Consider the following 18,370-nt stretch of genomic DNA (forward strand, 5'->3'; position numbering starts at 1 on the left):
CCATGATGAAGAGCGAACCGAGGCCTTTCGCCTCCCTCTCCTCCGGGCTTCTCGCCCGCAAGGGTGCCGCCCGTCCCGCCATGCGTCCGCAGGGCTTTGGCCAGGGCGGCAGCGGTCTCGAGGATCTCGGCTGGAACGACATGGGCTTCGAGCCGCCTCGGCCGGTGCTCGCGCCGGTTCCGGTCGCTGAAGAAGCGGTCGTTGCGCGGCCCAATCCGGTCACCGGCCTCACGCCGGCCAGCCCGGTGCATGCCGTCCAGGACGAGATCGTCCAGCGCCTCGTCACCGACAGCCCGGACGAGGAAATGGACGAGACGGCCGAACCGGTCGCGGCCGACGTTCCGCCGCTGGCCGAGGTGCTGACGGCAAAGGTCGAAGCGTCCGTGGCGCCGGTCGCCGCGGTCGCCGTCCCCGCTCGTCGGCCGGTTGCCGCGGAACCGACCCCGCGCAGCCGCGCCAACAGCGGCAAGCCGAAGGCCGCCTTCACGCTGCGGCTCGATCACGACCGCCATCTCAAGCTCCGGCTTGCCTGTGCCGTCACCGGCACGTCGGCTCAGCAGCTGGTCACCCGCGCGCTCGACGAGCTGCTGGCGACCATGCCCGAACTCGACGCCATGGCCAGCCGGGCGCCGGAGCGTCACGCCAGCAAGAGGTAAGAAGACGATGCGCAAGACCAAGTCCGCACTTCTCGCCGCCTCCACCATCCTCCTCGCGGTGGCCGTCACCGGCTGCGCCATGGGGGAAAAGCGCAGTTCGTTCGGCGGCGTCTCCGAGAACAGCAACATTGGTGTCGCGCTCCGCGCCCAAGCGGCGCTTGAACAGGGCGACTCGGCAAATGCCATTCGCTTCGCCGAACGCGCCGTCGACAACAGCCCGACCGACGCCGGCTTCCGTGCCCTGCTCGGCAACGCCTATATGTCGTCCGGACGCTTCCGCTCGGCCGAAGCAGCCTATGCCGATGCGCTGTCGCTGATCCCGTCGCTCCCGGGCGTGCCGCTCAAGCTGGCGCTGACCCAGGCAGGGCAGGGCAAGGGCGATGCCGCGGTGACGACCCTCGAGGCCTACTCCCAGGCAATCGATCCGGCCGACGCTGGCCTCGCCATGGCGCTTGCCGGACGTCCGGGGGCCGCTGTCGAACTGCTCGACCAGGCCGCCCGAGCGCCGGGCGCCGACGCTCGCGTCCGCCAGAATCTCGCGCTCGCACATGCCCTTGCGGGTGACTGGGTCCGTGCGCGCACCGTCGCGGCGCAGGATCTTGCCGGCGACCAGCTCGAAAAGCGCATGAGCGACTGGGCCTCCTTCGCCCGTCCCGGCGCGTCCGGCAGCCAGGTGGCGTCGCTGATTGGGGTCACCGCACCGGTCGCCGCCGACCCGGGCCAACCAGTCCGTCTCGCTCTTCGCCGGGAACGAAATGACGTCCGTACCGCCGAGGCTGAAGTGCCGGCGCCGGTGGCCGCCGCCGAGCCGGTGATGGCCTCCGCCGCTGCTGCGCCGGCTGTCGCCATCGTCGCTCCTGCACCTAGTCTGCCATCGCCGATCGCCGAGCCGATGCCCATCGAGGTTGCCGCTGCCTCCGAGCCGGCCGCCGAGGTCGCAACCGCTCCGGATGTTGCCGAGATGGTGGACAGCCTGCGGGCTGAGCGGGTCCAGGCCGACGGTCGCCTTCCGAAGGTCGCCGAACTTCGCCGTGCTGCGGTGCGCCGCTTCGGCAGGAGCCAGGCGGTGGTCCAGCTCGGCGCCTATGCGACCGAAGCCGGTTTGAAGATGGGCTGGTCGGTCGTCGCCAAGCGCCACAAGGGCGTTCGTAGCTATGTCCCGGCGAGCGCGCGCTTCAACGGTCCGCGCGGCACCGTTTACCGGCTGAGCCTCAAGGGCTTCGCCAGCGACTCCGAAGCCCGCCAGCTGTGCATGCAGCTGAAGGCTGGCGGCGCCAGCTGCTTCGTCCGCAGCGCCGCGGGCGACTCGCCGGTGCGCTTCGCCAGCCGCTAGGGCTGGCGGACCAGCATCTCGAGCACGGCCATTCGAATCGCCACGCCGTTCGCCACCTGACGAAGGATGAGCGAACGGCCTGCGAGGTCGGCGGCTTCGTCGGCAATCTCCACTCCGCGGTTCATCGGACCGGGATGCAGCACGACCGCGTCCGGCGCGGCCAATGCGAGCCGCTCGCGTGTCAGGCCGTAGAGCCGCAGATACTCGCCGGGCGCGTCACCCAGTTCCCGCTCCATTCGTTCGCGCTGGACGCGCAGCATCATCACCGCATCGGCACCTGCGATCGCCTCATCGATGGCGATGGTCTCGGCGCCATCCGGCATGAGGGCAGGGGGACCGGCAAGCCGGACCCGGGCGCCCAGCCTAGGCAGCAGCAAGGCATTGGAGCGGGCGACCCGGCTGTGCCGGACGTCACCGACGATGGCGATGGTTCGGCCTTCGAGGCTTCCGAAATGCTGGATGAGGGTGAGCGCGTCGAGCAAGGCCTGGGTCGGGTGCTCGTTGGTGCCGTCGCCGGCGTTGATGACCGGGCAGCCAGCCAGAAGTGACACTTGCTCGGCCGCGCCATTGTCGCGGTGGCGGAGGACGAGCGCGTCCGGTCCCATGGCTCCGAGCGTCCGCGCCGTGTCCGCCAGCGTTTCGCCCTTCTTCACGCTCGAATGTTCGACCGACAGCGTGATCGCCTGCGCGCCGAGTCGCGCCGCCGCCTGGGCGAAGCTCATCGCCGTTCGGGTGCTGTTCTCGTAGAAGCAGTTGAAGACGGTACGGTCGGCAAGGCGCCCGGCGCCGGCACGTCGGTCGGCGGCGAACTCGGCACCTCGTTCGAGGAGCCCGGCGATCTGTTCGTCGCTCAGCGACTGGATGGAGAGAAGATGCACGAGGGCTGCTGCTAGCCCGCCCGCGGCAACATGCAAAGGGCGTCGAGCGCGCCCTGGAGGATGTGGGCCGCGGCAAGCTTGTCGATCGCCTCCGCACGTTTCGCCCTGCTGACGTCGGCCGCGATCATTGCCCGCTCGACCGCCTGGGTCGACCAGCGCTCGTCCCAGAGCAGGACCGGCAGGGAAAGCGGCGTGAGATTGCGGGCGAAGGCGCGGACTGACTGGGTGCGCGGCGAATCGCTGCCGTCCATGTTGAGCGGCAGGCCAACGACCAGACCGCGCACCGAATGGCGGGTGATGAAGGCACGAAGCGCTTCCAGGTCGGCAGTGAACTTCGTTCGTCGCAGCGTCTCGGCTGGTCCTGCAAAGCTCCATCCGGCATCGCACAGCGCCAAGCCGACCGTCTTCGTGCCGACATCGAGCCCCGCCAGCACCCCGCCTCCCGGCAAGGCATGGGCAAACTCCGCGGCGACGGCAGTGATCACCGCTGGAAGGCCCTGATCCGCCGATCCGCGTCCCGCCTGATGTCCGGCCAGAACAGGATATAGTCGTAGACGTGATAGTTGTTGCCCGGCAGCGCATAGCGCCCGACCTCCGGCAGTTCATTGTCGCGGCCGGTGATCAGCAGGAAGCCGTTCTCGCAGCGCGCTCCGACCGCTCCGGGAACGATCGTCGCATCGGTCAACGTGTCGTTGGTCGGCACCAGGGTTCCGAGACTTTGCCCCGGCGTGCTTGCCGCCGACGTGCCCGTGACCGGATTGACGCACAGCATGTCCTGTTGCCGCCTTTTCTGCCCGTTGAAGCCGGTCGAGCCCTCATAGACGTCGGTGATCAGGCTCGTGTTGGCGGGCTCGGCAAAGCTTTGCCAGGACAGGATGCAGCCCGGCTGGTCCGCCCTCGTGCAGGCGGGCAGGCCCATCGCCGGGATGTCCGCCGCCGTGCTCACCGGCCAGCCGACCACATAAGCGGCGACGATGCGGCGGGCGAGGGCGGGATCCTTCGCGATCCGGTCGCGCAGCAGGCGGGTGAGGTGCAACGCGCCCTGACTGTGGCCGGCAAGGATGATGGGGCCGGCCGGCTCCTGCACCAGGAACCGGTCGAACGCCCGCGCCACGTCCGAGTAAGCGAGGTCGAGCGCCTTGGTGGCATTCTCGCTGCTGTCGAGGAAGGCGCCGAAGGCGGCCTGCCGGTATTTCGGCGCGTAGACGCGGGTCTCGTTGAGGGCGCTGGCCTGGCTGCGCACGAACAGGGCTGCGCGGTCCTGACTGTCCTTGTCGCCCAGCGGCGCGTTCCAGCGGTCTCGCTGCAAATAGGTCGTCGGGTGGATGAAGAAGGTCGCCGGACGCGAACCGTTGAGCAGCGGCGGCGCAACGTCTCTCGGCCGCCATTCGGCCGGACCCGGCGGGATCGTGTCGGGCAGATTCAGCCAATTTTCGGCCTGCACGTAATCGGGGCCGCTCTGTGCCGGCGGCGCCTCGAACGGCACGGTTGGCAGCGCCTGTTTGCGAAGCACCGAGCCGCCGAACTGGAACATGGCAAAGCCACCGGCAACGACCAGCAGGGTCAGGACGAAGATGATGATGAGGAAGCGGCGGGCGCACATGGCGGCGGAACTAGGCGCGCGTGTCGCCAGCGGCAACCCGGCCCTCTGGCCCGGCCCTCGGTGTACAGCCAGGCGTGCTCATGTCCGCGCGCAGGTCCAGCCCAGTCGGCGGCTTCGAGGCAAGTCATAGGAACAGGCAAGTTCACCTGCCGTTCAAGCACTTGGGCCGATGGAAAGGCCATAGGCCGGGGGGCAGTAGGAGCGTTTCCATGTCCCTCGTTCGCAATCTCACCCTTGCCGCAATTGGCGCCTTCGGGCTCGCCGGCTGCTCCACCTACGGCCAGTATGGCGGTGTCGGAGTTGGCGTCGGGTCGGGCTATTACGACCCCTATTACAGTGCCGGCTACGGCGGTTATGGTAACTACGGCAATTACGGCGGCTACTCGCCCTACGGCGGATATGGCAGCTATTCGCCTTATGGTGGCTACGGCGGCTACGGCTCGCCCTACGGCTGGTACAACGGCTATTATTATCCGGGCACCGGACGCTACGTCTACGATCGCCAGCGCCGCCCTTCGCCGATTACCGATGCGCTTCGCCGCCGCTTCGAGCAGCAGCGTGCCCTTGAACGCCGCAGCCCGGCGGTTCAGCAGAATGTCCGCGCCTATCGGTCCGAGCGACGCGACGATCGCCGCGTCTATCGGGTCGAACGCCGCGAGGACCGGGGCGAGCTTCGCCGCGGTCAGGTGACCCGCCAGGAATATCGCGCGGACCGGCGCGACGACCGCCGGGAATATCGTCGCGACCAGCGTGAGGACCGCCGCGATCTCCGCCGCGATAACCGCAGGGACCGTAAGCGCCGCCCCGACTAGGCCGCTCGTCAGGCCCGGCGCCGGCCAAGGGGGAGTTGAAGGCTTCGCGCCCCCTCGCTAACGCCGGGCCATGTCCGTCGATACCGCCACCGTGCGGCACATCGCCAAGCTTGCGCGTCTCCAGATGAGCGACGCGGAAGTCGAAGCGCTGGTGCCCGAACTCAACAACATCCTCGGCTGGGTCGAGCAGCTGGGCGAGGTCGATACGTCCGGCGTCGAGCCGCTCGCCACCGTCATCGACCAGAAGCTGCGCCTGCGCGACGACGTCATCGATGCCGATCCGCTGACCGGCGGCAACGTCCGCGACAAGGTCCTGCTGAACGCGCCCGACGCGCAGCATGGCTTTTTCGCCGTTCCGAAGGTGATCGAATAGTGGTCGAGCTCACCACCCTTACGCTGACGCAGCTCCGCGACGGCTTTCGCGCTGGCGACTTCTCCGCGCGGGAGATCGCCGACAGCTTCAACGCCGCCGTCGCTGCGGCCAAGGCGCTCAACGCCTATACGGTCGAAACTCCCGAGGATGCGCTCGCCTGCGCCGAAACGGCCGATGCCGCGCGCCAGTCGGGCGACCTCAAGCCGCTGTCCGGCATTCCGCTCGGAATCAAGGACCTGTTCGCGACCGTCGGCGTCGACACGACCAGCGGCAGCCGCATCCTGACCGGCTTCAAGCCCCCTTATGAGAGCACGGTCACCGCCAGGCTCCGCGCGGCGGGCGCCGGCATGCTCGGCAAACTGAACATGGACGAGTTCGCCATGGGCTCGTCGAACGAGACCAGCGCCTACGGTCCCGTCATCTCCCCCTGGAAGCGCAATGACGGCGGCAATGCAGCGCTCACCCCCGGCGGAAGCTCGGGCGGCTCGGCAGCGGCGGTCGCGGCGGGCCTGGCGCCGGGCGTGACCGGCACCGACACCGGCGGCTCGATCCGCCAGCCTGCGGCCTTCACCGGAATCACCGGCATCAAGCCGACCTACGGCCGCTGCTCGCGCTGGGGCATCGTCTCCTTTGCCTCCTCGCTCGATCAGGCGGGTCCGATGTCTCGCACCGTGCGCGACTGCGCCATCCTGCTCGAAGCCATGAGCGGCTTCGACTCCAAGGATGCGACGTCGATCGATGCGCCGGTGCCCGCGTGGGAGCAGGGGCTTTCCAGCGATCTCAGGGGCAAGCGGGTCGGTATTCCCAGGGAATATCGCATCGACGGCGTGCCGGGCGAAATCAACGCCCTGTGGGACCAGGGCATCGCGTGGCTCAAGGATGCCGGGGCGGAGATCGTCGAGATCAGCCTGCCGCATACGAAGTACGCGCTGCCGACCTACTACATCATCGCTCCGGCCGAGGCCTCATCCAATCTCGCCCGCTATGACGGCGTCCGCTACGGCCTTCGCGAAGCGCCCGGCGGCGGCAATCTCGATGCGATGTACGCCGCAACCCGCGCCGCCGGCTTCGGCGCCGAGGTCAAGCGCCGGATCATGATCGGCACCTACGTGCTGTCGGCCGGCTTCTACGACGCCTATTTCACCAAGGCCCAGCGGGTGCGGGCGCTGATCAAGCAGGATTTCCGCGCCGCCTTCGAGCGTTGCGACCTGATCCTCACCCCGACCGCGCCCAGCGCCGCCTTCGGCATTGGCGAGAAGATGAGCGATCCGCTCGCCATGTACCTGAACGACGTCTTCGCCGTCCCGGCTAGCCTCGCCGGCCTGCCGGCGATGAGCGTTCCCGGCGGGCTTGACGGCCAAGGCCTGCCGCTTGGCTTGCACCTGATCGGGCGCGAGATGGACGAACAGGGCGTGCTCAATGCAGGCCTTGCGATCGAAGAACGCGCGGGCTTCAGCGCCCGTCCGGAGAAGTGGTGGTAATGGCTGACGTGAACGCACCCTATCGCATCAAGGGCGAAACCGGCGAGTGGGAGGTCGTGGTCGGCCTTGAGGTCCACGCGCAGGTGGTCTCCAACGCCAAGCTGTTCAGCGGCGCCGCCACGGCTTTTGGCGCCGAGCCCAACACCCAGGTCAGTCTGGTCGACGCCGCCATGCCCGGTATGCTTCCGGTTCCCAACCGCGAGTGCATCCGCCAGGCGGTTCGCACCGGCCTCGCCATCGATGCCAAGATCAACAAGTGGAGCCGGTTCGACCGCAAGAACTACTTCTATGCGGACCTGCCGCAGGGCTACCAGATCAGCCAGCTCTACCATCCTTTGGTCGGCGAAGGGTCGGTGACGGTCCTTCTCGACGAGAAGGACGAAGCGAGCGCGCGCACCATCGGCGTCGAGCGCATCCACGTCGAACAGGACGCTGGCAAGCTGATGCACGACCAGCATCCGACCATGTCTTACGTCGACCTCAACCGCTCGGGCGTCGCGCTGATGGAGATCGTCTCCAAGCCCGACCTGCGCTCGCCCGCGGAAGCGGGGGCCTACCTGCGCAAGCTGCGCGCCATCCTGCGGTACGTGGGCTCGTGCGACGGCAACATGGAGGAAGGCTCCATGCGCGCCGACGTCAACGTCTCCGTGCGCCGGCCGGGCGAGCAGTTCGGCACCCGCACCGAGACCAAGAACGTCAATTCGGTGCGCTTCGTGCAGCAGGTGATCGAGCATGAGGCGCGGCGCCAGATCGAGCTGCTCGAGAGCGGCGGAACGGTGGTGCAGGAGACCCGTCTCTACGATCCGGACAAGGGCGAGACGCGGTCGCTCCGGTCGAAGGAAGATGCGCACGATTATCGCTACTTCCCCGATCCCGATCTGCTGCCGCTGGAAATCGACGACGCCTTCATCGAGGATTGCCGCGCCTCGCTGCCCGAGCTGCCCGACGCCAAGCGCAAGCGCTACGAGACCGCGGGCATCACCGCCTACAACGCCAGCGTGCTGACCGCCGAGGTCGAGACCGCCCGCTGGTTCGATGCCCTGCTCGAAGCCGGCGCGGAGCCTGCGCGGGCCGCCAACTGGACGGTGGCCGAGCTGTTCGGTGCGCTCAACCGTCGCGGCGAGACAATCACCACCACCGGCATTTCCCCGCAGGAAGCGGCGGAACTGCTGAAGCTGGTCGACGAGGGTACGCTCAGTGGCACGCTCGCCAAGCAGGTGTTCGAGATCATGCTCGAGACCGGCGACGCGCCGGGCAAGATCGTCGAGGAGCGTGGCCTCAAGCAGACCAGCGACACCGGTGCGATCGATGCCGAGATCGACAAGATCCTCGCGGCGAACGGCGACAAGGTCGAGCAGTACAAGGCCGGCAAGGTCCAGCTGTTCGGCTTCTTCGTCGGCCAGACGATGAAGGCCATGGCCGGCAAGGCCAATCCGGGCGTCGTCAACGAGCGGCTGAAGGCCAAGCTCGGCTAGTCATGGCCGCGCAACATCGGCGCTGCTATGCGACGTGCGATGCGTAACTTCCTCCTCGCCGCCGCGGTCGCCGCCGCTGCCGCCAGTCCCGCCGCGGCGCAGCCGGCCACGCCGCCCAAGCTGATCGTCGCCATCTCGGTCGACCAGCTGTCGTCCGACCTGTTCGAGGCCTATCGCCCGCACCTGACCGGCGGTCTCAAGCGGCTGGCGGACGGGGGCGTGACGTTCGTCAACGGCTACCAGTCCCATGCGGCGACGGAGACCTGTCCCGGCCACTCGACGCTGCTCACGGGACGCCACCCCGCGGCGACGGGGATCATAGCGAACAACTGGACCGACCAGGGCGCCGCCCGGGCGGACAAGAGCATCTACTGCGCCGAGGACGAGCGGGTCGCGGGATCGACCAGCAGCACCTACACCGTCAGCCCCGAGCATCTGCGCGTCTCGACGCTGGGCGATCGCCTCAAGGCCGCCGACCCGCGCAGCCGCAACGTCGCCGTCGCCGGCAAGGATCGGGCGGCGGTGATGATGGGCGGGCGCGCGCTAGACCAGCGCTGGTACTGGGACGGCAAGGCGTGGGCGAGCGATGTCAGGCAAGCGGCCGAGCTTCCCGGAATTGCGCAGTTCAAGGCGAGTTGGGCCGCGCGGTTCGCGCAAGCGGTGGAGCCGCTCGATCCGCCAGCGCTGTGCCAGGCCCGCGCAACGCCCTTCCAGATCACCCCGGCCATGACGATCGGCAATGGGCGCTTCGGACGGGCGGCGGGGGACAACCGGGGCTTTCGCGCCTCGCCCGAGCTTGATGACGTCACCCTGACGCTGGCGGCGCTGGTCACCGCGCAGATGAAGCTTGGCAAGGGACCGGCGACCGACGTGCTGTCGATCGGCCTCAGCGCCACCGACTATGTCGGGCACAGCTATGGCTGGGGCGGGCAGGAGATGTGCCTGCAGTTGCTCAGCCTCGACCAGTCGCTCGGCCGCTTCCTCGGCTGGCTCGACACCCAGGCGGTCGACTATGCGGTCGTCCTCTCCGCCGACCACGGCGGGCAGGATGCGGTCGAGCGGCTGCGCGCGGCCGGCAACCTCAAGGCCGTGCGGGCCGATCCGGGCCTCGCCGCGGGCGAGATGGGCAAGCTCCTCGCCCCGCAGGTCGGCCGCCCGGCGCCGGTCCTGTTCGGTGACGGTGTCGGCGGCGACGTCTGGCTCGACCGCGCCATCTCGGCCGCCGACCGGCCGAAGGTTCTTGCCGCGGCGGTCGCCCGCTACAAGGCGCACCCGCAGGTCGAGACCGTCTTCACCGCGGCCGAGCTTTCCGCCACCCCGCTTCCGTCAGGCGACCCGAGAGGCTGGAGCCTGATCAGCCGGGTCCGTGCCGCCTTCGACCCCAGCCGTTCCGGCGACTTCTATGTCGTGCTGAAGGAGCATGTCAGCACGGTGGCGAAGCCGGGGCCGGGCTATGCCGCCAGTCACGGAACGCCCTGGGACTATGACCGCCGCGTGCCGGTCATCTTCATGGCCAAAGGCCTGAAGCCCGCCACGCCCGCCACCAGCGCCGACACGGTCGACATATTGCCCACGCTGGCGAGCTGGGTCGGCCTGCCCCTGGCGCCCGGCAGCGTCGACGGGTCGTGCCGTACGGAAGCCGCCCACTGCCGCTGAGAAGCCGCGCGAAGCTGAACAAGGTCACAAAGGTCACCGGTGACGGGGGTTAGCTCGCCTTCGTCCATCGCCGGTCGACGAGAGAAATCGACGATCTTCCTGCATACGGGACGTCGGTATGGATGGGTGGAGGCTGCCCGCTTTCCGCAGCCTGGCTGGAGCCTGCGTCCGGGCGCATTCCGGGCGGCCTGCGGCTAATGGGCGATGAGTGGCCAAGCCCCAGAGTAGATCAGCCGAAATCCTACATTGCAAGGCGGTCGCGGCCGAGTTGGCGCCGGCTGCTCAGCCGCCCAGAAGGTCAGGCGTCGCCGGGCGAGTCGAGCTTCTCGGTGACCAGGCTGACGAGCCGCTGGGCCTGGTATGGCTTGGGCAGGAAGGTGCCGGCGTCCGGAAGTTCCTCTTCCTTTACCGAAACCGCGCCCGAAGTGACGATCAGTTCCACATCGGGGCGGCGCAGGTGGATCTCGTGGGCGAGGCCGAGGCCGTTCATCTCGCCCGGCATGCTCACGTCGGTGAAGACGAGGCCGATCGAGGGATGCTCGTCCAGAACATGCAGCGCCTCGGCCGCATCCCCCGCCTCCCACGCCATGATCCCGTGATCGGCCAGCGCATCGGCCGCGACCATGCGGATCAGCGGCTCATCCTCGACGACGAGCACTTCCCTGGGGATGTTCATGACCATAGTGTCGCCAAACGGCAGGTAAGAGCGTGCGTTCCGGTTGTTTCGGCTGTGGAGGCCAAGAGAGTGGCGCGACAGCCCCCAAGCGGAGGAGGCAGGGAAGGGGCGCGACAGTCATGTCCGGCGATCCAGCCATGGGCGAGGGACTGCCGGCCGGCGCCTTATTGCGGCGGCCAGGGTTCGATCGAGAGGAAGGCGTCCCTGGTCGGGCGCCAGTCTTTGATCGAAGTCGCCTCATATTTGCGGCGGTCGGCGAGGCGGGCGCGATACCAGGTGAAGGCGCGGTCCTTGTCGGTGGTGACGAAGCAGTTGGCGTGGCTGTCGCCCTTGGCTTCGGCGAACTTCATGAACTGGCCGACGAGGCTGCTCGGATAATAAGAGGTGACGTTGCGAACCGCCTGCGGTTCGTCCGCGGCCATGGCCTGTTCCCAGGCAGAGTTCTTGGCCCGGGTGTAATCGCCATAACTGTTCTCGAGGGCATCGGGCTTGATCACGAACAGCTGGGTGAATGGGTTCACCCCGGTCTGCGGGTCCTGGTAGACGCAGGCCGAGTAAAGGCTCTCCGATCCCGTCGCCAAGGCGGGACCCCCCACCGAAAGCACGGCAGCAGCCAGAAACACAAAACGCATCAATATACCCCCACTTAGTAAAGCCCGTCAGTCATCGAGGCCTTTGCGGCGCAAGGCAAGGGGGGCGGGAGGAGCCGAGCGTGCGGGCGCAGGACGGGGAGCGCCTGACCCTCTTCTGGCCAGACCTTGCGGCGCCCCCGTCCAAGCGCAGCTCCTAGTTTATCCCCGGGATGGGCCGCGGGCGAACCATGGGCGCGAAGCGGGAACGCGAAGAAGGTGGGAGGTTCGCTGAACCTCCCAAGCCATGCTTAGCCGCGTTCGCCGGCCCTGGCCCCGGTGGGCGGCGGCAGAGGCTGCGGCTGGGGCGCAGCGCCGGGTGCTGCGCCAGGCGCTGCCGTGCCGTAAAGTGCCTCGCGCAGGCGCCCGCCGGACCATTGCTGAGCCTCGCCCGCATCACGGATGACGGCGTCGGCCCCGAAGAATTCGTGGCTGGCGCCCTCCCATTCGCGGCGCTGGACCGGTACGCCGGCGGCGGCGAGGCGCTGCGCCAGAAGCTCGCCTTCCGAACGCAGCGGATCAACCTGCGCTGCGACGATGGTCACTGGCGGCAGGCCCTGGAGGTTGGCGCCAACGAGGTTGATGCGCGGGTCCATCAGGTCCGCCGGCGTGCGAGGCACGTAGCGGAAGAACCAGGCCATCAATGCGCGGTTGAGCGTCGGGCCGTTGGACGTGTCCTGGTAGGAGGCCGTGTTGAGGTCGTTGCCGGCGATCGGATAAACGGAAAGGATGTGGCGCGGCAGCGGAAGGCCGGCATCGCGCGCCAGCATGGCCGTCGACACCGCAAGGTTGCCGCCCGCGCTTTCGCCGGCGAAGGCGATGCGACTGGCGTCTCCGCCGACCGAAGCGGCGTTGCTCAGCAGCCAGCGGTACGCGGCGAGCGCATCGTCATGCTGGGCAGGGAAGGGGGCTTCCGGCGCGCGCCGGTAATCGACCGAGACGACGATCGCCTGCGCATTGCGAGCGATGCCGCGGGCGCCCCCGGCATAGACCTTGCGATCGGCGATCACCCAGCCGCCGCCGTGGAAGTAGAGCACGACCGGCAGCGGCCCCTGGGCGCCGGTCGGCGTGAAGACGGTCGCGGGCAGGTTGCCTGCCGCGCCCGGAATGGAGATCTCGCGCTCGGTCGTGCCCGGCGGCGGCGTAGTCGGGCGACCCTGCGCGCGAAGCACCGCATTCACGCCATCGGTGAAGGTCGGCTGCTGGCGCGCGGCGACGGGGTCAAGCGAGTGATAGGGGCGCAGCATCAGTTGCTTCGTCAGCGCGTCCACCACCGCCTGATTGTCGGCGTCGAGCGGCGCGCCGCTGAACGGGATGCCGGGCTGGCCCTGCGGCGCCGGAGCCTGGTCAGCCGGCGTTTGCGAAAGCGCCTGCGTGCTGATGGCGGCCAGCAAGGCCCCGGTGAGGGTAAGGGTGCGCTTGCCGGTCCAGTTGCTCTTCATCGCCGCCATCTTCCTAAACATAAAATGAATGATGGCTCGGAACGAAGGCTGATCGAGGTCGGTTCCAGAACGAGAGATTTCCGAGTTTCCTAACAAAATCAGCAGGAGAGAGCCGTGACGCTGAAGCATAACCTTGTCGGATTGGCCGCCCTCGCGACGGCCGCGATCGTCGCTTCGCCGGCGGCCGCGACCTTGCCGACGCCGCCGCAATCGGCAGCCACCAGCCAGGCGCAGCCCTTCCTCTTCTACGCCGGCGCCGGCGACGTGTTCGAGATCACGAGCAGCATGATCCTCCTGAACAAGAGCCAGAACCCGCAGGTACGCGCCTATGCGTCGATGCTGATCGACCATCACACCCGCACGACCAACCTCGCGCTGGCCAATGCCAGGACCGCCGGGGTCATGCCGCCGCCGCCCGAGATGTCGGCGATGCAGAAGGGCATGATCGGCCAGCTGCATGCCGCCGCGCCGGCCGCGATCGACCGGCTTTACCTGCAGCAGCAGGTGCCGGCTCACCAGCAGGCGCTGACGCTTCAGACTGGCTATGCCCGCAGCGGCGACACGCCGGCGCTGCGCCAGACCGCGCAGGGTGCGGTGCCGATCATCCAGTCGCACCTGACCCAGGCCCAGCAGCTGCTGCGGAGCGTCCGCTAGGCCGGGCGGGCGGGAGGCCTAGCCCCCTGCCGCAACGGTGATGATAGCAAGGCGCCGGCTTGCGCATGGTTCGCGGGCCGGCGCCATTGCGATCAGGCCTGTGAGCGCTGCCGTCCGGGCCTGCCCTGGTTCTTTGCCAGCGCTTTGCCGGCAAGGTTGAGCGCAAGCTCGGTCGCAAGGCCGTAGACAATGTGGGCGACGAGCCCCCGTGCATGGGCCTGCCACGGATAGCGGCCCGGCTCCGCGCCGAGCCCCGTCACCGTGTTGAAGGCTTCGTCCTGGACGAGGAACAGGCGGAGCCCGAACAGCGCGCCGCGACCGGGGCCGCTGCCGGGAAGGCGATCCCGGAACAGGGCGTAGGCGACGGCGGGCGCGATTCCGATGCCATCATGGATGACGTCGCCGGCACGCTCATGCTGGTCGGGCGAGGGCTCGAGGCCGAGGCCCGTCCGACCCTGGTGGCGAGCACCTGCGCGGGCGGCTCACCCCCCGGGCGAGCTTCGCTCGTCTGCCCGCGTGCCTCGGCGCTTTCGCTGTTCCACATGCGCCAGTCGGCGCGGTCGAGGGCCCAGGTGCCGACTGCTCCGGCGGCCGCCCCGATCAGCGCCTTGCCAGCGGGTCCGACCGAGTCGAAGGCGTCTTCGGATGCTGTGCGTTCGAGCGTGTCCTGCATGATCTCACTCCCTCGGTTTTCCGAAAGAGTGGAACGGGCAGGCGGGCAGCTTGGGCCGAGTCCGGAAGGGGTTACCCGCCGGACCCGGCCACGAGCCTTACTGGTCGAGGAAGCTGCGCATCTTGCGGCTGCGGCTCGGGTGCTTGAGCTTGCGCAGCGCCTTGGCCTCGATCTGGCGGATGCGTTCGCGGGTGACCGAGAACTGCTGGCCGACTTCCTCGAGGGTATGGTCGGTGTTCATGCCGATGCCGAAGCGCATGCGCAGCACGCGTTCCTCTCGCGGGGTCAGGCTGGCAAGGACGCGGGTGACCGTTTCCTTGAGGTTGGCCTGGATCGCCGCGTCGACCGGGATGACGGCATTCTTGTCCTCGATGAAGTCGCCGAGGTGGCTGTCTTCCTCGTCGCCGATCGGCGTTTCGAGGCTGATCGGCTCCTTGGCGATCTTCATCACCTTGCGGACCTTCTCCAGCGGCATGGAGAGGCGCTCGGCCAGCTCTTCCGGGGTCGGCTCGCGGCCGGTCTCGTGGAGGAACTGGCGGCTGGTGCGGACCAGCTTGTTGATCGTCTCGATCATGTGGACCGGGATGCGGATGGTCCGCGCCTGGTCGGCGATCGAGCGGGTAATGGCCTGCCGGATCCACCAGGTGGCGTAGGTCGAGAACTTGTAGCCGCGGCGATACTCGAACTTGTCGACCGCCTTCATCAGGCCGATGTTGCCTTCCTGAATGAGGTCCAGGAACTGCAGGCCGCGGTTGGTGTACTTCTTGGCGATGGAGATGACGAGGCGGAGGTTCGCTTCGACCATCTCCTTCTTGGCGATGCGGGCTTCGCGCTCGGCCTTCTGGACCTGGTTGACGATCCGGCGGAACTCGCCGAGTGCCATGCCGGTGGCCTGGGCGATCTCGCCGATCTCGCCGCGGATGCGGTCGACCGTGTCGCGCTCGGCCGCGGCGAAGGCGGCGAACTTCTTGTCGATCTTGGCAACGCGGTCGAGCCAGCTGTCGTCCAGCTCATGGCCCATGTAGCTGTCGAGGAAGGCCTTGCGCGGCACCTTGTGGCGCTCCGCCAGGCGCAGCATCTGGCCGCCGAGCGCCGTCAGGCGCCGGTTGTAGGCGTAAAGCTGCTCGACCAGATATTCGATCTTGGCGTTGTGGAACTGGACGCTCTCGACCTCGGCGGTGAGCTGCTCGCGGAGCTTCTGATACTCCTTCTCCTTTTGCGGCGAGAAGGGCGTGCCGGCGGACATGCAGGCGAGCCGGGCGTCCTGAAGCTTGGCGAACTTCTTGTAATGGTCGGTGATGGCCGCGAACCGCTCGAGCGCCTGCGGCTTGAGGGTTTCCTCCATCTGGGCGAGGGAAAGGGTGTTGTCCTCTTCCTCCTCCTCGGCCGGCTTGGGAGCACGGCGCTCGGTGAGGTCGTCCTCGTCGTCGTCGGCGGGGGCGGATTCCTCCGGCTCTTCCTCTTCCTTGATGGTCGGGCCGGCGGCGGCGGCGGTGACCTCGCCCTCGCCGTCCTCGTCATTCTCGGCGGCGTTCAACTGCTCGGCGCTGGGGTCCTTGGACAGCATGGCCTCGAGATCGAGGATCTCGCGCAGCTGCATCCGGCCTTCGTTGAGGGCCGTCGACCATTCGATGATGGCGTTGAACGTGATCGGGCTTTCGCACAGGCCCCAGATCATCGTGTCGCGGCCGGCCTCGATGCGCTTGGCGATGGCGATCTCGCCCTCGCGGGACAGGAGCTCGACCGCACCCATCTCGCGCAGGTACATGCGGACGGGATCGTCGGTGCGATCGACCGTCTCTTTCTTGACCGCGGCGGCCGGGCGGGGACCGCCGTCGTCGAGCGGATCGACGTCGTCGTCGGAGGCGGTTTCGGCTTCGCCTTCCTCCTCGTCGTCGGAGCCTTCCTCCTTCTCGACGATCTGGACACCCATGTCGTTCAGCGCCGACATGATGTCCTCGATCTGCTCGGAACTCATCTGGTCCTGAGGCAGGGCTTCGTTCAGTTCATCGATGGTGATCGTCCCGCGCTTCTTGGCACGGGCGATCAGCTTCTTCACCGAAGCGTCGTTGAGATCGATGAGGGGAGCGTCTCCGCCGTCCTGATCGTCGGTGTCTTGGGGTTCGACTTTGGCCATGGTTGCCTGCGCGCTTAATCGGAAATGCTGAAATCTGCCAGTCTCTTGGTGAGGTCTTCTGCGGCGAGGCGCAAACGGTGCTGTTCGGCCACCGCCGCCTCGTCACCTTCGCCCATCCGCCGCTGCGCCTCGAGCATGGCGGAAGCAATTTCCCGCTTTGCACCAAGGAGTTCGATCACGGCCTTGAGGTCGGCCCGGCTCTTCGCCGGATCGGCCCCGCCACGGTTGAAGGAAAAGACCACGCCCGTCCCGCGCTGCACCTCGGAAAGGAGCGAGGCGGTTCTGGCTTCGGCCAAGATGGGCTTTACCGCCTGCGAATCAAGACTTGGTTGATGAAGGGCGGCGTCGAGCAGTCGTTGCTTCAGTGCTTCGGCGGCCGGATCGGCGAAGGGCAGGGCGGCGAGCAGCTCGGCTTCCTCGGCGATGAGATCGGGGAAGGTGGCCAGACCGGCGGCGATGGCGCGGGCCTCGATCGGGCCGACGCTGTCGCGGGCGATGGTGCGGGTCGCTTCCTCGAGCGGCTTCTCGGGCGGAACGAAGCCCTTGCCCCTGACCCAGGTGCCGCGGCGCTGAAACGACTGCTGCTGGCCGCGCGGCTCGAAAGCAGGGCGCTCGCGGCGATTGAGCGCATAGAAGCGCTCCATCCACTCGTCCCGGTAGAGCTGGCTGAGGCTGCGGTCGGCGATCGCCGCCGCATGGTCGATCAGTCGCTGCTTGAGGCCGGCGCGCTGTTCGGGGGTAGCGAGGGGCGTCGAGTCGCGCTCGTGCCTCCAGAGACGGTCGACGAGGGGTTCGGGAGTTTGCAGCAGGGCCTCGACCGCATCCCGGCCGCCGCTGTTGACGAGATCGTCCGGATCCTGGCCGTCGGGCAGAGTCACGAAGGAAAGGGTTCGCTCGGGGCCAAGCATCGGAAGGGCGCGGGTGGCGGCGCGGATAGCGGCCTTTGAGCCTGCCGAATCGCCGTCGAAGCAGAGGATGGGCGAAGGATCGAGCCGCCAGAGCAGTTCGAGCTGGCGTTCGGTCAGGGCGGTGCCGTTGGGCGCGACCGCTTCAGTGATGCCGCCGCGATCCAGGCCGACCACGTCCATATAGCCTTCGACGACGATCAGGCGCTTGGCCTGGCGCGATGCCGGGCCGGCGCGGTCGATGTTGTAGAGCGATGAGCCCTTGTCGAAGAGGACGGTCTCGGGGCTGTTGAGATATTTGGGTTCGCCCTGGCCCAGGATGCGCCCGCCGAAGCCGATCACCCGTCCGCGCTGGTCGCGGATGGGGATCATCAGCCGGCCGCGGAAGCGGTCGTAGGGCTCCTTCTTCGGCTCGTCCTCGACGCGGATGAGAAGGCCGCAATCGACCAGCTTGTCGTCGCCATGCCGTTCCAGCGCCTTGCGCAGGCCGTTGCGCCGATCGGGGGCGAAGCCGATGCCGAAGCGCTTGATCGCTCCGGCGCCGATGCCGCGGCGCTGGCAATAGGCGCGGGCCTCGGCGCCCTCGATCCCGTCCAGTTGTTCGGCGAACCAGGTCTGCGCGTCGGCCATGACGTCGTGGAGGGTGGCCTGCCGCTCCGCCCGCTCGCGGCTGCGCGGGTCGGCGGCGGGCACTTCCATGCCGGCCGCGGCGGCCAGTTCCTTCACCGCGTCCATGAAGGGCAGGCCACGATTGTCGGTGAGGAAGCGGATCGCATCCCCATGCGCGCCGCAGCCGAAGCAATGGTAGAAATGCTTCTCGTCGTTGACGGTGAAGCTGGGAGTCTTCTCGTTGTGGAACGGGCAGCAGGCCTTCCACTCCCGGCCAGCGCGGAGGAGCTTCACGTGCGGCGAAATTACCGCGCTGAGCGTGGTGCGGGCGCGCAGTTCGTCGAGGAAGGCGGGGGAAAGGGTCATCGGGCGAGCGAA

At 68.1% G+C, this 18,370-nt stretch carries 17 protein-coding genes; 8 read left to right on the forward strand and 9 right to left on the reverse strand.

Going from position 1 to position 18,370, the window contains the following annotated elements:
• Nucleotides 1–5: 5 nt before the first annotated feature.
• Both JOY29_RS00840 and JOY29_RS00845 read left to right on the forward strand, forming a co-directional pair.
• The gene (locus tag JOY29_RS00840; RefSeq protein ID WP_300975564.1) at nt 6–656 is read left to right on the forward strand and encodes a hypothetical protein; all 651 of its coding nucleotides are present in this window, start codon (nt 6–8) and stop codon (nt 654–656) included.
• 7 nt (nt 657–663) lie between these two features.
• On the forward strand, nt 664–1,989 hold the full coding sequence (locus JOY29_RS00845) for an SPOR domain-containing protein (protein ID WP_300974310.1): 1,326 nt from the start codon (nt 664–666) through the stop codon (nt 1,987–1,989).
• On the opposite strand, the gene JOY29_RS00850 is transcribed toward JOY29_RS00845, so the two are convergent.
• Genes JOY29_RS00850 through JOY29_RS00860 form a run of 3 tightly spaced genes read right to left on the reverse strand, consistent with a single transcriptional unit; the run spans nt 1,986 to nt 4,470 of the window.
• Nucleotides 1,986–2,867, reverse strand: coding sequence for an aspartate carbamoyltransferase catalytic subunit (locus JOY29_RS00850; protein ID WP_300974311.1), 882 nt, complete (start codon nt 2,865–2,867; stop codon nt 1,986–1,988). The two genes, JOY29_RS00845 and JOY29_RS00850, sit on opposite strands and share 4 nt — an antisense overlap.
• 11 nt (nt 2,868–2,878) lie before the next feature.
• Complete coding sequence (gene ruvX / locus JOY29_RS00855; protein WP_300974312.1) at nt 2,879–3,352, reverse strand: Holliday junction resolvase RuvX; 474 nt, start codon at nt 3,350–3,352, stop codon at nt 2,879–2,881.
• The gene (locus JOY29_RS00860) at nt 3,349–4,470 is read right to left on the reverse strand and encodes a DUF3089 domain-containing protein (protein ID WP_300974313.1); all 1,122 of its coding nucleotides are present in this window, start codon (nt 4,468–4,470) and stop codon (nt 3,349–3,351) included. Before JOY29_RS00860 ends, ruvX begins: the two co-directional genes overlap by 4 nt.
• 209 nt (nt 4,471–4,679) lie before the next feature.
• Between JOY29_RS00860 and JOY29_RS00865 the strand changes: the two genes are divergently transcribed.
• The 5 genes from JOY29_RS00865 (at nt 4,680) to JOY29_RS00885 (ending at nt 10,267) form a co-directional block, all read left to right on the forward strand.
• A complete protein-coding gene (locus JOY29_RS00865) occupies nt 4,680–5,282 on the forward strand; it encodes a hypothetical protein (protein WP_300974314.1) in 603 nt (200 codons plus the stop codon).
• Nucleotides 5,283–5,352: 70 nt separating this feature from the next.
• Entirely contained in the window at nt 5,353–5,655 is a 303-nt protein-coding gene (gene gatC / locus JOY29_RS00870) for an Asp-tRNA(Asn)/Glu-tRNA(Gln) amidotransferase subunit GatC (RefSeq protein ID WP_300974315.1), read from the forward strand.
• The gene (gatA, locus tag JOY29_RS00875) at nt 5,655–7,136 is read left to right on the forward strand and encodes an Asp-tRNA(Asn)/Glu-tRNA(Gln) amidotransferase subunit GatA (RefSeq protein WP_300974316.1); all 1,482 of its coding nucleotides are present in this window, start codon (nt 5,655–5,657) and stop codon (nt 7,134–7,136) included. The genes gatC and gatA overlap by 1 nt, the downstream gene beginning before the upstream one ends.
• The gene (gatB, locus tag JOY29_RS00880) at nt 7,136–8,611 is read left to right on the forward strand and encodes an Asp-tRNA(Asn)/Glu-tRNA(Gln) amidotransferase subunit GatB (protein WP_300974317.1); all 1,476 of its coding nucleotides are present in this window, start codon (nt 7,136–7,138) and stop codon (nt 8,609–8,611) included. Before gatA ends, gatB begins: the two co-directional genes overlap by 1 nt.
• 39 nt (nt 8,612–8,650) lie before the next feature.
• Nucleotides 8,651–10,267: an alkaline phosphatase family protein gene (locus JOY29_RS00885; RefSeq protein ID WP_300974318.1), complete on the forward strand. Its 1,617-nt coding sequence runs from the start codon at nt 8,651–8,653 to the stop codon at nt 10,265–10,267.
• A gap of 298 nt (nt 10,268–10,565) precedes the next feature.
• Here the strand turns inward: JOY29_RS00885 and JOY29_RS00890 are convergent, their stop codons facing one another.
• The 3 genes from JOY29_RS00890 to JOY29_RS00900 all read right to left on the reverse strand — a co-directional run bounded on the left by JOY29_RS00890 (nt 10,566) and on the right by JOY29_RS00900 (nt 13,035).
• Nucleotides 10,566–10,943, reverse strand: coding sequence for a response regulator (locus JOY29_RS00890; RefSeq protein ID WP_300974319.1), 378 nt, complete (start codon nt 10,941–10,943; stop codon nt 10,566–10,568).
• A 164-nt stretch (nt 10,944–11,107) separates the two neighbouring features.
• Complete coding sequence (locus JOY29_RS00895; RefSeq protein WP_300974320.1) at nt 11,108–11,524, reverse strand: hypothetical protein; 417 nt, start codon at nt 11,522–11,524, stop codon at nt 11,108–11,110.
• A gap of 299 nt (nt 11,525–11,823) precedes the next feature.
• Complete coding sequence (locus JOY29_RS00900; protein WP_300974321.1) at nt 11,824–13,035, reverse strand: alpha/beta hydrolase; 1,212 nt, start codon at nt 13,033–13,035, stop codon at nt 11,824–11,826.
• Nucleotides 13,036–13,128: 93 nt separating this feature from the next.
• On the opposite strand from JOY29_RS00900, the gene JOY29_RS00905 reads away from it, so the two are divergent.
• Nucleotides 13,129–13,668: a DUF4142 domain-containing protein gene (locus JOY29_RS00905; protein WP_300974322.1), complete on the forward strand. Its 540-nt coding sequence runs from the start codon at nt 13,129–13,131 to the stop codon at nt 13,666–13,668.
• 256 nt (nt 13,669–13,924) lie between these two features.
• Here JOY29_RS00905 and JOY29_RS00910 read toward each other — a convergent pair whose 3' ends face one another.
• The 3 genes from JOY29_RS00910 to dnaG form a co-directional block, all read right to left on the reverse strand.
• Nucleotides 13,925–14,341 carry a hypothetical protein gene (locus tag JOY29_RS00910; RefSeq protein WP_300974323.1) on the reverse strand — a complete coding sequence of 139 codons (417 nt, stop codon included), beginning with the start codon at nt 14,339–14,341 and terminating at the stop codon, nt 13,925–13,927.
• 97 nt (nt 14,342–14,438) lie between these two features.
• Nucleotides 14,439–16,478, reverse strand: a complete 2,040-nt coding sequence (rpoD, locus tag JOY29_RS00915) for an RNA polymerase sigma factor RpoD (protein ID WP_300974324.1) — start codon at nt 16,476–16,478, stop codon at nt 14,439–14,441.
• A 14-nt stretch (nt 16,479–16,492) separates the two neighbouring features.
• Nucleotides 16,493–18,358 carry a DNA primase gene (dnaG, locus tag JOY29_RS00920; RefSeq protein ID WP_300974325.1) on the reverse strand — a complete coding sequence of 622 codons (1,866 nt, stop codon included), beginning with the start codon at nt 18,356–18,358 and terminating at the stop codon, nt 16,493–16,495.
• Between the last annotated feature and the right edge of the window lie 12 nt (nt 18,359–18,370).

Origin of the sequence: Sphingomonas sp. LHG3406-1, assembly GCF_029637485.1 — a bacterium.
Lineage (GTDB): Bacteria > Pseudomonadota > Alphaproteobacteria > Sphingomonadales > Sphingomonadaceae > Sphingomicrobium.